Here is a 12837-nt window from a genome sequence, read left to right on the forward strand (position 1 = left end):
CCCCGGAACCCCGCCCATGAAAGCCGCCCGCCTCGGCCTCGCCCTGCTCGCCCTGGCGCTGCCGGCTTCCGCCGCCCTCGGGGGCCCGGCCCAGCCGCCGGCAGATTCTACCCAGCCGGCGAAGCCCGCCCTCGTGCCGACCATCAGCGTGGTCGATGCCAAGCGGCGGGAGATCGTCGAGTCGGTGGTCGTCACCGGGACCCTGGTCCCGCGCGACGAGATCCTGGTGACGCCCGAGATCGAGGGCTACCGGGTCACCGAGGTGCTGGTCGAGGAAGGCGCCCGGGTGGCCCGCGGCCAGGTGCTCGCGCGTCTCTCGCGCGACCTCATCGACCGCCAGCTCGCCCAGCAGGCGGCCCTGGTGGAGAAGGCCGAGGCCGCCGTGCCCCAGGCCCAGAGCAGCATCGAGCAGGCGGAGGCCGCCGAGACCGAGGCGCGCCTTTCCTACGAGCGGGCCCAGCAGCTCCTGAAGACCGGCAACGCCACCGCGGCCGTGATGGAGGGCCGCACCGCCGCCCTGCGCCAGGCCGAGGGCAAGCTCGCCTTTTCCCGCAACGGCCTGCGCATCGCCCGCGCCGACCTCGCCCAGGCCCGGGCCGTCCTGGAGGAGCTGAACCTGCGCCTGGCCCGCACCGAGATCCGGGCGCCGGAGGCCGGCATCGTCAGCCGCCGCACCGCCCGGGTGGGCCTGGCCGCCTCCGCCTCGGCCGAGCCCCTGTTCCGCCTGATCGCCCGGGGCGAGATCGAGCTCGAGGGCGAGGTCATCGAGACCAAGCTGCCGCAGCTGCGCGAGAACGCCCCGGCCTGGATCGACCTCGGCGACGGCGTTCGCCTGGCCGGCAGCGTGCGGACCGTCTACCCGGAGGTCGACCGCGCGACCCGCCTCGGCAAGGTCCGCATCCGCCTGGAGCCGGACCCGCGCCTGCGCATCGGCACCTTCGCGCGGGGCGCCGTCGAGCTCGCCCGCACCCGCGGCGTGACCGTGCCGCAGGCCTCCGTGCTCTACGGCGGGGGCAAGCGCAGCTCCGTCCTCGTGGTCGCCGACGACGTGGTCGAGGCCCGCGAGGTCCGCACCGGCCTGTCCGACGACGACGACATTGAGATCCGCGCCGGGCTCGCCGACGGCGAGCGCGTGGTGGCGCGGGCCGGCAGCTTCCTGCGCGACGGCGACCGGGTCCGCCCGGTGGCGCTGTCCGTACCGGAGCCGGCCGTGGCCGCCGCCCCCTCCCCGCGGGAGACCGCCGAGGCCGGCACGCCCTAGCGGGGTGCCGCCTCGCCTCCTGAGACCAAGGCTTCACCGAGTCGCCGCATGCGCCTGAACATCTCCGCCTGGGCGATCCGCCACCCGATCGCGCCCCTCGTGCTGTTCCTGGTGCTGATCGTGCTCGGCCTCGTCAGCTTCCGCGGCCTCGCGGTGACGCGGATGCCCAACGTCGACGTGCCGATCGTCTCGGTGACGATCACGCAATCGGGCGCCGCACCCTCCGAGCTGCAGACCCAGGTGACGAAGTGGGTCGAGGATTCGATCGCCGGCGTGCGCGGCGTCAAGCACATCACCTCGGCGATCACGGAAGGCTCCTCCGTCACCACGGTGGAGTTCCGCCTGGAGGTGAACACCGACCGGGCCGTCAACGACGTCAAGGACGCGGTCTCGAAGATCCGCATCAACCTGCCCCGCACCATCGACGAGCCGGTGATCCAGCGCGTCGAGATCACCGGCCTGCCGATCCTGATCTACGGCGTGCGCTCGCCCGGCATGACGCCGGCCGAATTGTCCTGGTTCGTGGAGGACAAGGTCGCCCGCTCGCTCCAGGGCGTGAAGGGCGTCGGCGGCGTCGAGCGCGTCGGCGGCGTCGCCCGGGAGATGCGCGTCACCCTGCTGCCCGACCGCCTGCTGTCCCTCGGCATCACGGCGGCCGACGTGAACCGCCAGCTGCGCCTGACCTCCGCCGACATGGCGGGCGGGCGCGGCGAGGTCGGCGGGCGCGAGCAGTCGATCCGGACGCTCGCCGCCTCGCGCTCGCTGCGCGACCTCAAGGCCACCTCCATCGTGCTGCCCGGGGGCCGCAAGGTCCGCCTCGACGAGCTGGCGACCCTGGAGGATTCCATCGAGGAGCCCCGCACCTTCGCGCGCTTCAACGGCGAGCCGGTGGTGGCCTTCGCGGTCTCCCGGGGCTCGGGGGCCAGCGACGCCGAGGTCGCGGCCGGCGTCGAGAAGCGCATCGCCGAGTTCAAGACCGCCCATCCCGACATCCAGTTCGAGACCATCGATTCCTCGGTGGCGGCCACCATCGGCTCCTACGATTCGGCGATGCACACCCTGATCGAGGGGGCCGCACTCGCCGTGCTCGTGGTCTTCCTGTTCCTGCGGGACTGGCGCGCGACGCTGATCGCCGCCATCGCCCTGCCGCTCTCGGTCTTCCCGACCTTCTGGGCCATGGACGCCATGGGCTTCACCCTCAACGGGATCAGCCTGCTCGCCATCACCCTGGTCACCGGCATCCTCGTCGACGACGCCATCGTGGAGATCGAGAACATCGTCCGGCACATGCGGCTCGGCAAATCGCCCTACCGCGCCGCCATCGAGGGCGCCGACGAGATCGGGCTCGCCGTCATCGCCATCACGGCGACCCTGATCGCGGTGTTCGCGCCGGTCTCGTTCATGGGCGGCATCGCTGGCCGATACTTCATGCAGTTCGGCCTGACCATCGCGGTCTCGGTGTTCATGTCGCTCCTGGTGGCGCGCCTGATCACCCCGATGCTGGCGGCCTACTTCCTGCGCGACCACGGCCATGCCGAGGCGCGCGAGGGTCCGGTGATGCGGGCCTATGGCCGCCTCGTCGGCTGGTCGGTGCGCCACCGCGTCGTCACGCTGATCGTGGGCCTCGCGCTGTTCGCCGGCTCCCTCGCCTCCACCGGCCTGCTGCCTTCGGGCTTCATCCCGAAGCAGGACAATGCCCGCACGCTGTTCATGGTCGAGCTCGCCCCCGGCGCCCGCCTGCCCGACACCGTGGCGGTCTCCGACCGGGTGGTGGCCCGCATCCGCGCCCTGCCCGAGGTGGTCTCGGTCTTCGTCGATGGCGGCCGCCAGGCCGGCGGCAAGAAGGAGACGCGCCTCGCCACCCTCATCGTCAACCTGACGCCGAAGAACCAGCGCGCCCGCAAACAGGCCGCCATCGAGACCGAGATCGCCGGCCTGCTCGCCCAGGAACCCGACATCCGATCCTGGACCCTGCGCGACGGCGGCCAGCGCGACCTCGCCCTCGTGGTCGGCGGCCCCGACGTCGACGTCGTCACGGAGGTCGCCGCGAGGCTCCAGCGCGACATGGCGGCGATCCCCCACCTCGTCTCGGTGATGTCGACGGCCCCCCTCAACCGCACCGAGGTCCGCATCCGTCCGAAGCCGGGGGCGGCGGCCGATCTCGGCGTCTCCACCGACGCCATCGCCGAGACCGTGCGGGTCGGGACCATCGGCGACATTGGCCTGAATCTGGCGAAGTTCAACGCGCCCGACCGGCAGGTGCCGATCCGGGTGCAGCTGCCCGAGAGCGCGCGGGGCGCTGTCTCGCGCCTCGAGAACCTCAAGGTGCCGGCCAAGAACGGCGCCGCCGTGCCGCTGGCGGCGGTGGCCGACATCGAGCTCGACCAGGGCCCCGGCGCCATCGAGCGCTACGACCGGGTGGTGCGCGTGGCCGTGGAGGCCAACCTGGAGGGCTCGGACGCGCTCGGCTCCCTCATCGCCCAGGCGCTGGAGACCCCGACCGCGAAGTCCCTGCCGCCGGGCGTCACCATCCGGCAGACCGGCGACGCCGAGATCATGGCCGAGGTGTTCTCGGGCTTCCTCATGGCGATGGGGGCCGGGATCATGATGGTCTACGCCGTGCTGGTGCTGCTGTTCGGCTCGTTCCTGCAGCCGCTGACCATCCTGTTCTCGCTGCCCCTCTCCATCGGCGGGGCGATCCTGGGCCTCCTGATCCTCAACATGCCGATCTCGATGCCGGTGGTCATCGGCATCCTGATGCTGATGGGGCTGGTGACCAAGAACGCCATCATGCTGGTGGACTTCGCCGTCGAGGAGATGGCCCGCGGCGTCGACCGGGTCACCGCCATCGTGGATGCGGGCCGCAAGCGGGCGCGCCCCATCGTGATGACCACCATCGCCATGGCGGCCGGCATGGTGCCCTCGGCCATGGCGCTGGGCATCGGCGGCGAGTTCCGCGCGCCCATGGCGGTGGCGGTGATCGCGGGGCTGATCGTCTCGACCCTGCTCTCGCTGGTCTTCGTGCCGGCGGTGTTCCTGCTGATGGACAGCCTCGGCGCGCTCCTCGGTCGGGTCTTCGGCCGCTTCGTCGGCGCCACGGACGAGGCGCCCCTGCCCGTCCCCCACGCCTGAGGCCGGGCGGGGCGCCCCCTGCGCGGGGACGCCGCGGCGGTCAGGCGATCCGGTCGCTGCGGCGCAGCTGGGCCGGCAGGGCGAACAGGCTGATGGCGGCGGCCGCCAGGCACAGGCCGGCGATCACCCAGATGGCCGGGGTGGTCGATCCGGTCAGGTCCTTGACCCAGCCCACCATCACCGGGCTGACGATGCCGCCGAACTGCCCGAGGGTGTTGATGAGGGCGATGCCGCCGGCGGCGCCGACGCCGGTGACGAGCTTGGGCGGCAGGGTCCAGAAGGTCGGGATCGAGGCGACGATCCCGGTGCCGACGAGGCAGAGGGCCAGCATCAGCGGCACGATCTGCCGGTCGAACAGGCCGGCGGCGAAGAAGCCCAGGGCCGCCGCGATGGCGAGGCCGGCGACGAATTTCGGCCGGTTGCCGGAGGCGTCGGACAGCCGCCCGATTACCACCATGCTGATCGCCCCGCAGATGTAGGGCAAAGCCGCCAGGAGCCCGACCATGCCGGTGCTGGCGCCGCTCGCGGTCCGGATCAGGTCGGGCCCCCAGAAATTCAGGCCGTAGGAGCCGATCTGGAGCAGGAAGTAGATCAGCCCGACCTTGAGGAAGCCGGGGCTGCGGATGGCGCCGAGGAGCGAGTGGTCGCCGATGCCGCGATTGGCCTCGGCGATCTGGCTCGCCACCAGGGCCTTTTCCGAATCGCTGAGCCAGCGGGCATCGGTGACGCGGTCGTCGAAGCGGCGCATCACCAGGGCGCCGAGGAGCAGGCAGGGCAGGCCGCCGGCGAGGAACAGCCATTGCCATCCGGCCAGGCCCGCGACGCCGTTGAGGCCGCTCAGGATCAGCCCCGAGACCGGGGCGCCGACGATGCCCGAGAAGGCCGAGGCCACAAACAGCATCGAGGTGATGCGCCCGCGGCGCGAGGCCGGGAACCACAGGGTCAGGTAGTAGAGGATGCCGGGGGCGAAGCCCGCCTCCATGGCGCCGATGAGGAAGCGCAGGGCGTAGAAGTGCCATTCCTGGGTGATGAACACCATGGCGGCGGTGGCGAGCCCCCAGGAGATCATGATCCGGGCGATCCAGCGCCGGGCGCCGACCCGGTACAGGATCAGGTTCGAGGGCACCTCGAAGATGACGTAGCCGACCACGAACAGGCTCGCGCCGAGGCCGTAGGCGGTGTTGCTGAAGCCGAGGTCGCTCTGGAGCTGGAACTTGGCGAAGCTGATGTTGATGCGGTCGAAGAAGGCGAACAGGTAGCAGACCATGATCAGCGGCATCAGCCGCCAGGCGATCTTCCGGTAGGTGGCAGCTTCGCGGGTGTCTGCGGGCGCGCCGAGGGCGGCCGGGGCGGCGAGGGTCATGGGGTCTCTCCCTGGAGGCGTCTCGATGGGCGCGCCGCCCTTGTGCCCGGGCGGTCTCGCACGTTCGGTTGGTGTCGGCGTCTCGGCCTGTCTGGGTGTGTGAGGCGGTGTCGCGTGTTCGCGCGACGCAGCGCCGATGCCGTGCGTCAGGCCGCGATCCCGGGCGGCGGCGGGTGGAGGTCGCCGGGGCGCCCGGCCTGGGCCACCTGCCCCGGGACCGGATGGCCGACGAGGGCGGGCAGGCCGCGCGACAGGGCGATCAGGCCGTCGAGGTCGAGGCCGGTGGGGATGCCCATCTCGTGGGCCATGCTGACGAGGTCCTCGGTGCAGATGTTGCCGGTGGCGCCCGGGGCGAAGGGGCAGCCGCCGAGGCCGCCGAGGGCCGCGTCGAAGCGCCGGGCGCCGGCCGCCCGCGCCGCCAGGACGTTGGCGAGGCCGAGGCCGCGGGTGTTGTGGAAATGGAGCGTCAGCGCCTCCGCTGGGACGAGCCGGAGGGCGCGGGCCACGAGGTCGCCGACCTGGCGCGGATTGGCCATGCCGGTGGTGTCGGCCAGCGTGATGCCGTCGATCCCGAGGGCGCGGTAGCGCTCGACGATCCCCAGCACCCGCTCCGGCGGCTGGCCACCCTCGAAGGGGCAGCCGAAGGCGGTGGCCACCGTGGCGTTGAGGCGCACCCCGGTGCCGCGGGCCGCCGCGACGATGCGGGCGAAGGCGTCGAGGGAGGCCTCGCGGGTCAGGCCCATATTGGCGCGGTTGTGGGTCTCGCTCGCCGACATGACGAGGTTGAGCTCGTCGGCGCGGGCCGCCAGCGCCCGCTCGGCGCCCTTCAGGTTCGGCACCAGGGCGACGTAGAGCGTGCCCGGGCGCCGGGTGATCCGGGCCAGCACCTCGGCGGCGTCGCGCAGGGCCGGGACGGCCTTGGGCGAGACGAACGAGGTCGCCTCGATCCGGCTGAAGCCCGCCGCCGAGAGGGCGTCGATCAGCGCGACCTTGTCGGCAGTCTCGACGAAGGCGGGCTCGATCTGCAGGCCGTCGCGGGGCGCGACCTCTTGGACGATCAGGGGCGCCTCCTCGCCCAGGGGGCCGGTCTCGCTGCCGCTCGTGTCACGGCTCATGTCACGGCTCATGCCACCGCTCCCGTGGTCCGCAGGGCTGCGATCGCCGCGGCGTCGTAGCCGAGATCCGCCAGCACGGCGTCGGTATGGGCGCCGAGCGCCGGGCCGGACCAGCGCACCGCCCCGGGCGTGCCCGAGAGCTTGGGCACGATGCCGGGCATCTTCACCGCCGTGCCGCCGGGCAGCTCGGTCGGCAGGATCATATCGCGGGCCTGGTAATGCGGGTCGGCGACGATGTCGGCCACCGAGTAGATCCGCCCGGCGGGGACCTGCGCCGCCTCGAGGGTCGCCAGGGCCTCCGCAATGCCGCGCGCGCCCGACCAGTCCGCGATGGCCGCGTCGAGCCTCGCGGCCTGGGCCGAGCGGCCGTCGTTGCTGCGCAGGGCCGGATCGTCGGCGAGGTCGGGCCGGCCGATCGCCTGCATCAGGCGCCGGAAGATCGGGTCGCTGTTGCCCGCGATGACGACGTAGCCGCCATCCTGGGTCGGGTAGGTGTTCGAGGGCGTGATGCCCGGCAGGGCGCCGCCCGTCCGGGTCCGGACCTCGCCGAGGAGGTCGTATTCGGGGACGAGGCTCTCCATCACGTTGAAGACGCTCTCCACCAGGGAGACGTCGATGACCTGGCCCTTGCCGCCGGCGGTCTTGACGTGGAGGAGCGACATCAGCGCCCCGATGACGCCGTGCAGGGAGGCCAGGGTGTCGCCGATGCTGACGCCGACCCGGGCCGGGGGGCTGTCCGGGTCGCCGGTGGTGAAGCGCAGGCCGCCCATCGCCTCGCCGATGGCGCCGAAGCCCGGCCGGTCGCGGTAGGGCCCGGTCTGGCCGTAGCCGGAGATGCGGACCATGACGAGGTTGGGGTTGAGGGCGGAGAGGTCCGCCCAGCCGAGCCCGAGCTTCTCCAGGCCGCCGGGCCGGAAGTTCTCGATGACCACGTCGGCGCTGGTGGCCAGGGCGCGCACGACGGCGGCGCCTTCCGGCGCCTTCAGGTCGACGGCGATGGACTTCTTGTTGCGGGACTGAAGATACCACCAGAGGGAGGTGCCCTCGTGCAGCTTGCGCCACTTGCGCAGGGGATCGCCCTCCCCCGGTGCCTCGACCTTGATCACCTCGGCGCCGAACTCCGCCATCAGGCGGGCGGCGAAGGGGGCGGCGATGAGCTGTCCGAGTTCGAGAACGCGGATTCCGGCGAGCGGTCCGGCCATGAACGATTCCTCTGGTGTTCGATCGGCGATGGTCTTCTTGGATCGTCTTCTTGTCCCCTCGATACCCGCCCGGGACGGGGGGAGGCCAACCGTCTTTCGGCCATGACCGTTCGCGTTTGGAGAACGCTCAGCGGCGTTCAGGCCGCGTCGGCGGTGAGGCTGGCGACGAGGAGGCTCGCCGCCGGGGAGAGTTCGCCGGGGCGGGTGACGATGCGCAGTTCGCGCTGCGCCCACGGGTCGGTGAGGGGGATCGCGGCCAGGTCCATGGCGCTCCCCAGGAGGGCGAAGACCCCGAGGGGCACCACCCCGAGCCCCATATCGGCCTGGGCCATGCGCAGGACGGCGTCGAAGCCCGGCACGTGGACGCGCAGGCGCAAGGGGCGGCCGATGCTCTGGGCCTCGCCGCGGACGCTGGCATAGATCGAGCTCTCGGCGTGGAGCCCGACGAAGTCGTGGTCGAGGGTCTCCCGGAAGGCGAGCGCGCTCCGGTCCGCCAGGGGATGGTCGTGCCGCATCACCACCACGAGGCTGTCCCGGCGGTAGAGCACGCTGTGCAGGTCCCGGGCCGGGATGCTCCCGGAGCAGATGCCGAGCTCGGCCAGGCCCGCCTCGACGCCGGAGACCACGCCGCCGCTCGGGCGCTCCTCCAGGCTGATCTTGATGGCCTCCTGCCGCGCCAGGAAGGCGCGCAGGTCCTCGGGCAGGAACTGCACGATGGCCGACAGATTGGCGAACATCCGCACGATGCCCCGCACGCCCTTGGCGTGCTCGGCGAGCTCCACCACGATCTGCTCGACGTCGTGCAGCATGCGCCGGGCGTGATGGAGCAGGGTCTCCCCGGCCGGGGTCATCACCATGCCCCGGGCCTGGCGCGTCATCAGCTGGACGCCGAGGCTCTGCTCCAGCTCGACCAGGCGCTTGCTGACGGCGGAGGGGGCGATCGCCGCCCGCCGGGCGGCCTGGGTCAGGGTGCCGTCCTCGCACATCGCCACGAACAGGCGCAGCGTCGTCGGATCGAGGCGCCGCAGGAGCGTCGGGGCCAGCATGTCCATCCCTCTCACCGGCCCCGCCCGGCGCGCGTCGCGCCCGGGGCTCCGGCGAGACTACAGCGCCGGAGGGCGCAGCGGACCAGCCCGGCGCCGAAGGTTCGGGCCGGGTCGGCGACGGCTACAGGTTCGGGATCGCCGGCGCGACCACGACCACCCGCCCGCACGGGGGCCGGGAGGTCAGGACGGCACTGGCGACGCCCCAGACCACCGGGCCGCCGGGTCCGTCGGCGACCACGGGGCCGCCGGAATCCCCCGTGCAGACCTCCGCCCCGCCGCGGGCGACCGCGATGAGGAGGCCCGTCGTAGTGCGCAGCACCGGGTCGAGGCGGGTCGTCCTGAGAAAGCCGACCCCCTGGCGTGACAGCCCTGCCCCGGTGAGGGTCAGCGCCTGGGGGGCGGTGGCCCGGCCGAGCCGGAGCGGCTCGCGCCCGCGCACCGGGCTGGCGAGGCGCAGGACGGCGGTGTCGAGGGACAGGGACAGCAGGCCGGAATACTCGGAGGGCAGGTCGTCCGGAACGCTGTCGTAGCGGGCGAGGGCCGCGACCCGGTAGGTCCGCGTGCCCGGGCGGGCGCCCTCGTAGAGGACGACCGCCGAGGCGACCGGGTTGCCCCGCACGCAATGGCCCGCGGTGAGGACGAGGTCCGGGGCGATGAGCACGCCGGAGCAGCGGTTCAGGCCGATCGCGTCCTCGCCGCCGACCAGGGTGCCGATGCCGACGGCGGCCCGGCTGATCCGGTTGCGCCCGGCCGGGGCACCGCCGTTGATGGCGAGGGCGGCGCCCGTCTCGGCGACGAGGGCGAGCGCCGCGAGGGCCGCCGCGAGGCTGTGACGCGAGAGGATGTGACGAGACCGGCCTGGACGCATGGATGCCCCGGAACGCGTTGCTGCGGAACGATGTCGACCCCCGGCGGAGCATAGGGGCCGGCGGAGGGGCCGGGGAGAGCGTCCGCCGCGTCCCGGTTGCGTCATAGCAGCGCTCGTCTCGGGAGGGCGCGACGGGGGTGGCGTCCATCCGGTCGCGCCGGAGGCTGGCGCGGGGGCCGGGGTTCTGCCAATCCGGGCGGCGCCGATCGCCCGGTCCAGGGCCTCGGGCAGGATCCCCATGAATCTCTGGCTGCGCCTCCTCTGGCTCCTGGCGACCGCGTGGCGGCGGCCGCCGCTCGCCCTGCCCTTCGGCGTCTCGCGCCTCGGCTTCCGGGTCTGGCCCCACGACCTCGACACGTCGCTGCACATGAACAACGGCCGCTACTGGACCCTGATGGATCTCGGCCGCACCGACCTCATGCTCGGCTCCGGCCTGTGGCGCTCCGTGCTGCGCCGGCGCTGGACCCCGGTGGTCAGCGCCGGCCAGATCCGCTTCCGCCGCGAGCTCCGGCCGTTCCAGGCCTTCGACCTGGAGACCCGGCTGGCCCATTGGGACGAGGCCCGTTTCGTCATCGAGCACCGCCTGGTCATCCGGGAGACCGGTGCCGTGGCGGCCATCGCCCTGGTCCAGGCGGGCCTCTACGACCGCCGGCGGCGCAGCTACGTGCCGGTGCGGACCATGCTCGCGGCGATCGGTGTCGAGGCCGAGGCGCCGCCGATGCCCGAGGCGGTCGAGGCCTTCCTCGCCGCGGAGCGGGCGCTGCGCGACACGACCGCCGCGGCCGGTGCCCGGATCAGGTGACGTAGCGGTCGGTGGCGTAGAAGCCGGGGTTCGAGCGCACGAAATCGATCATCCGGCAGAGGCCGTCGTCGATGGACATCCGGGGCCTCCAGCCCATGGCGCGGCGCGCGAGGCCGTTGTCGGAGATCAGCTTGAGCACCTCGCTCTGCTCCGGCCGCATCCGCTGCGCTTCCGTGACGATCGGCTTGTCGACGCCCATCAGCTCGAGGATGCGGTGGGCGAACCAGCCGACCGAGTAGGTCTCGCCGGTGCCGAGGTTGATCGTCATGCCCTCGATCCCCGGCTGCGAGCCGGCCGCGAGGAAGCCCGCCACCGTGTCGGAGACGTAGGTCATGTCGCGCTCCGGGGTGAGCGAGCCGAGGCGGATCTCGTCCCGGGCGAAGGCCTGCGAGATGATGGTCGGGATGAAGGCGCGCGCGCTCTGGCGCGGTCCGTAGGTGTTGAAGGGCCGCAGGGTCACCACCGGCAGCTCGAAGGAGCGGCCGTAGCTCTCGGCGAGCTTGTCGGCGGCGATCTTGGAAGCGGAATAGGGCGACTGGCCCTGGAGCGGATGGGTCTCGTCGATGGGCGCGCGCAGGGCCGTGCCGTAGACCTCCGAGGTGCTGGTGTGGACGATCCGCCCGACGGCGCTGCGGCGACCGGCCTGGAGCACGTTCAGGGTGCCCTCGATATTGGCGCGGACGTAGCTGCGCGGCGCCTCGTAGGAGTACGGAATCGCGATCAGGGCGCCGAGGTGCAGGACGACGTCCATGCCCTCGAGGGTCTGGTAGATGAAGTCGCTGTCCTCGATGTTGCCGAACGCCACCGTCATCGCCGCCCGCACCTCGGGGTCGAGGACCTCGAGGTTGCCGATCCGGGCGCCGGAATTGTAGCGCACGATCGCGGTGACCTCCGCGCCGGACCGGACGAGGGCGTCCACGAGGTGACTGCCGATGAATCCGCCGGCGCCGGTCACCGCGACCCGCTTTGCCCGCCACGACGTGCCGTCCCTATCCTGATCGCCCATGTCCTGATCGCCCATGTCATGCTCCCCATTGGTTCTTTCGAAGCACAGTTTCGAGTAATTCAGCGCATGTCCATGGTCGATGCAATCGACACAAAGGTATTAGACAGTTTTAAGGTCCGGGCGGTTCTTGGGTGCGGACGTCGATCAGCGCTGCGCGCTGGCCAGCGGTTCGCGCAGCACCCGGTCGAGCAGGACCTGCGCCACGGAAGGACGGTGGCCGAGGGCGCGCTCCCGGGCGTAGATCCTGGCGATCGTCGCGCTGTCCTCGGCGTCCCAGTAGTCGAGGCTGAGGATCGGCACCGGCGGCTCCGCCTCGGCCAGGGGACGCAGGGCCTGCAGGTGCGGCTCGAGCTCGCCCGGCTCCGTCCAGCGGTAGCCGCTCGCCGGCGCGTCGTAGGTCGTCAGCAGGCTCTCGGCGACGACGCCGTCGACCGCCCCGATCAACTCGGGCAGCAGGGCGTAGCCGCGGTTCATCAGCAGCATCCGGTCGGGATGGCGCCGGCGGATCGTGCGGACGAGGTCGATGGCGGCGCGCCGCATGCCGGCATAACGCCCGGGGTCCGTCTGCTCGAGATGGGGCGGGGTGTCGAGGGTGTCGAAGAACAGCCCGGAGAACCCCCGCTCCAGGAGGGCCGGCACCGCGACGTCGAGGATGAGGGAGCGCCAGGCCGGCCGGCGCACGTCGCACAGCAGGGTGTCGGGCCAGTTCGGGTTCTCGCCGAGGAGGAGATCCGGATCGTCGATCCGCGCGAAGAGCGGGCTCGTCCGCTTGATCTCCCCGAGGCTGAGATAGCCCAGCACCTCGGTGCCGAGGGCCCGCATCGGCGCGAGCGGGCCCTTGAACCCGGGATCGAGCACGACGAGGTCGAAGCCCTCGAATTCGGCCGCGTCGAGGTCCTCCCCGTAGAACAGCGTCCAGGCGAGGTGGGGGTGTCGAAGGCGGTCGCGCGCACGGGCCGGCCGGTCGAGGACGCGCCCGGCGGCCCCGAGGCCGGCGAGCAGGCGCAGGACGCTGCGGCGCAGGAGGCGTCGTCCGGACATG

At 72.4% G+C, this 12837-nt stretch carries 10 protein-coding genes; 3 read left to right on the top strand and 7 right to left on the bottom strand.

The features are described from left to right. Positions 1–16: 16 nt before the first annotated feature. Together AC3WLN_RS15530 and AC3WLN_RS15535 are read left to right on the top strand one after the other, a co-directional pair. On the top strand, positions 17–1261 hold the full coding sequence (locus AC3WLN_RS15530; RefSeq protein ID WP_492482712.1) for an efflux RND transporter periplasmic adaptor subunit: 1245 nt from the start codon (positions 17–19) through the stop codon (positions 1259–1261). Positions 1262–1309: 48 nt separating this feature from the next. Then, positions 1310–4393, top strand: a complete 3084-nt coding sequence (locus tag AC3WLN_RS15535) for an efflux RND transporter permease subunit (RefSeq protein ID WP_492482654.1) — start codon at positions 1310–1312, stop codon at positions 4391–4393. Between the two features lie 40 nt (positions 4394–4433). Here the strand turns inward: AC3WLN_RS15535 and AC3WLN_RS15540 are convergent, their stop codons facing one another. The 5 genes from AC3WLN_RS15540 to AC3WLN_RS15560 form a co-directional block, all read right to left on the bottom strand. Next, on the bottom strand, positions 4434–5756 hold the full coding sequence (locus tag AC3WLN_RS15540; RefSeq protein ID WP_492482656.1) for an MFS transporter: 1323 nt from the start codon (positions 5754–5756) through the stop codon (positions 4434–4436). A gap of 146 nt (positions 5757–5902) precedes the next feature. Beyond that, on the bottom strand, positions 5903–6871 hold the full coding sequence (locus tag AC3WLN_RS15545) for a hydroxymethylglutaryl-CoA lyase (RefSeq protein ID WP_492482658.1): 969 nt from the start codon (positions 6869–6871) through the stop codon (positions 5903–5905). 8 nt (positions 6872–6879) lie between these two features. Continuing rightward, positions 6880–8073: a CaiB/BaiF CoA transferase family protein gene (locus AC3WLN_RS15550; protein WP_492482660.1), complete on the bottom strand. Its 1194-nt coding sequence runs from the start codon at positions 8071–8073 to the stop codon at positions 6880–6882. 137 nt (positions 8074–8210) lie between these two features. Further along, positions 8211–9119, bottom strand: a complete 909-nt coding sequence (locus AC3WLN_RS15555; protein WP_492482662.1) for a LysR substrate-binding domain-containing protein — start codon at positions 9117–9119, stop codon at positions 8211–8213. Positions 9120–9240: 121 nt separating this feature from the next. After that, on the bottom strand, positions 9241–9987 hold the full coding sequence (locus tag AC3WLN_RS15560; RefSeq protein ID WP_492482664.1) for a trypsin-like serine protease: 747 nt from the start codon (positions 9985–9987) through the stop codon (positions 9241–9243). 238 nt (positions 9988–10225) lie between these two features. Between AC3WLN_RS15560 and AC3WLN_RS15565 the strand changes: the two genes are divergently transcribed. Further along, a complete protein-coding gene (locus AC3WLN_RS15565) occupies positions 10226–10789 on the top strand; it encodes a thioesterase family protein (RefSeq protein ID WP_492482666.1) in 564 nt (187 codons plus the stop codon). On the opposite strand, the gene AC3WLN_RS15570 is transcribed toward AC3WLN_RS15565, so the two are convergent. Beyond that, a complete protein-coding gene (locus AC3WLN_RS15570) occupies positions 10782–11810 on the bottom strand; it encodes a GDP-mannose 4,6-dehydratase (RefSeq protein ID WP_492482668.1) in 1029 nt (342 codons plus the stop codon). The genes AC3WLN_RS15565 and AC3WLN_RS15570 overlap by 8 nt on opposite strands. Before the next feature lie 129 nt (positions 11811–11939). Next, positions 11940–12836: a glycoside hydrolase family 191 protein gene (locus AC3WLN_RS15575; protein ID WP_492482670.1), complete on the bottom strand. Its 897-nt coding sequence runs from the start codon at positions 12834–12836 to the stop codon at positions 11940–11942. Position 12837 lies beyond the last annotated feature (1 nt).

This window comes from Methylobacterium sp. FW306-05-D, from assembly GCF_058782155.1.

What these genes read in the sequence shown, in the direction of transcription:
- AC3WLN_RS15535 (WP_492482654.1), top strand. Translation starts at nt 1,310, where the DNA reads ATGCGCCTGAACATCTCCGCCTGGGCGATCCGCCACCCGATCGCGCCC.
- AC3WLN_RS15555 (WP_492482662.1), bottom strand. Translation starts at nt 9,119, where the DNA reads ATGCTGGCCCCGACGCTCCTGCGGCGCCTCGATCCGACGACGCTGCGC.
- AC3WLN_RS15540 (WP_492482656.1), bottom strand. Translation starts at nt 5,756, where the DNA reads ATGACCCTCGCCGCCCCGGCCGCCCTCGGCGCGCCCGCAGACACCCGC.
- AC3WLN_RS15545 (WP_492482658.1), bottom strand. Translation starts at nt 6,871, where the DNA reads ATGAGCCGTGACACGAGCGGCAGCGAGACCGGCCCCCTGGGCGAGGAG.
- AC3WLN_RS15565 (WP_492482666.1), top strand. Translation starts at nt 10,226, where the DNA reads ATGAATCTCTGGCTGCGCCTCCTCTGGCTCCTGGCGACCGCGTGGCGG.
- AC3WLN_RS15560 (WP_492482664.1), bottom strand. Translation starts at nt 9,987, where the DNA reads ATGCGTCCAGGCCGGTCTCGTCACATCCTCTCGCGTCACAGCCTCGCG.
- AC3WLN_RS15530 (WP_492482712.1), top strand. Translation starts at nt 17, where the DNA reads ATGAAAGCCGCCCGCCTCGGCCTCGCCCTGCTCGCCCTGGCGCTGCCG.
- AC3WLN_RS15575 (WP_492482670.1), bottom strand. Translation starts at nt 12,836, where the DNA reads ATGTCCGGACGACGCCTCCTGCGCCGCAGCGTCCTGCGCCTGCTCGCC.
- AC3WLN_RS15570 (WP_492482668.1), bottom strand. Translation starts at nt 11,810, where the DNA reads ATGGGCGATCAGGACATGGGCGATCAGGATAGGGACGGCACGTCGTGG.
- AC3WLN_RS15550 (WP_492482660.1), bottom strand. Translation starts at nt 8,073, where the DNA reads ATGGCCGGACCGCTCGCCGGAATCCGCGTTCTCGAACTCGGACAGCTC.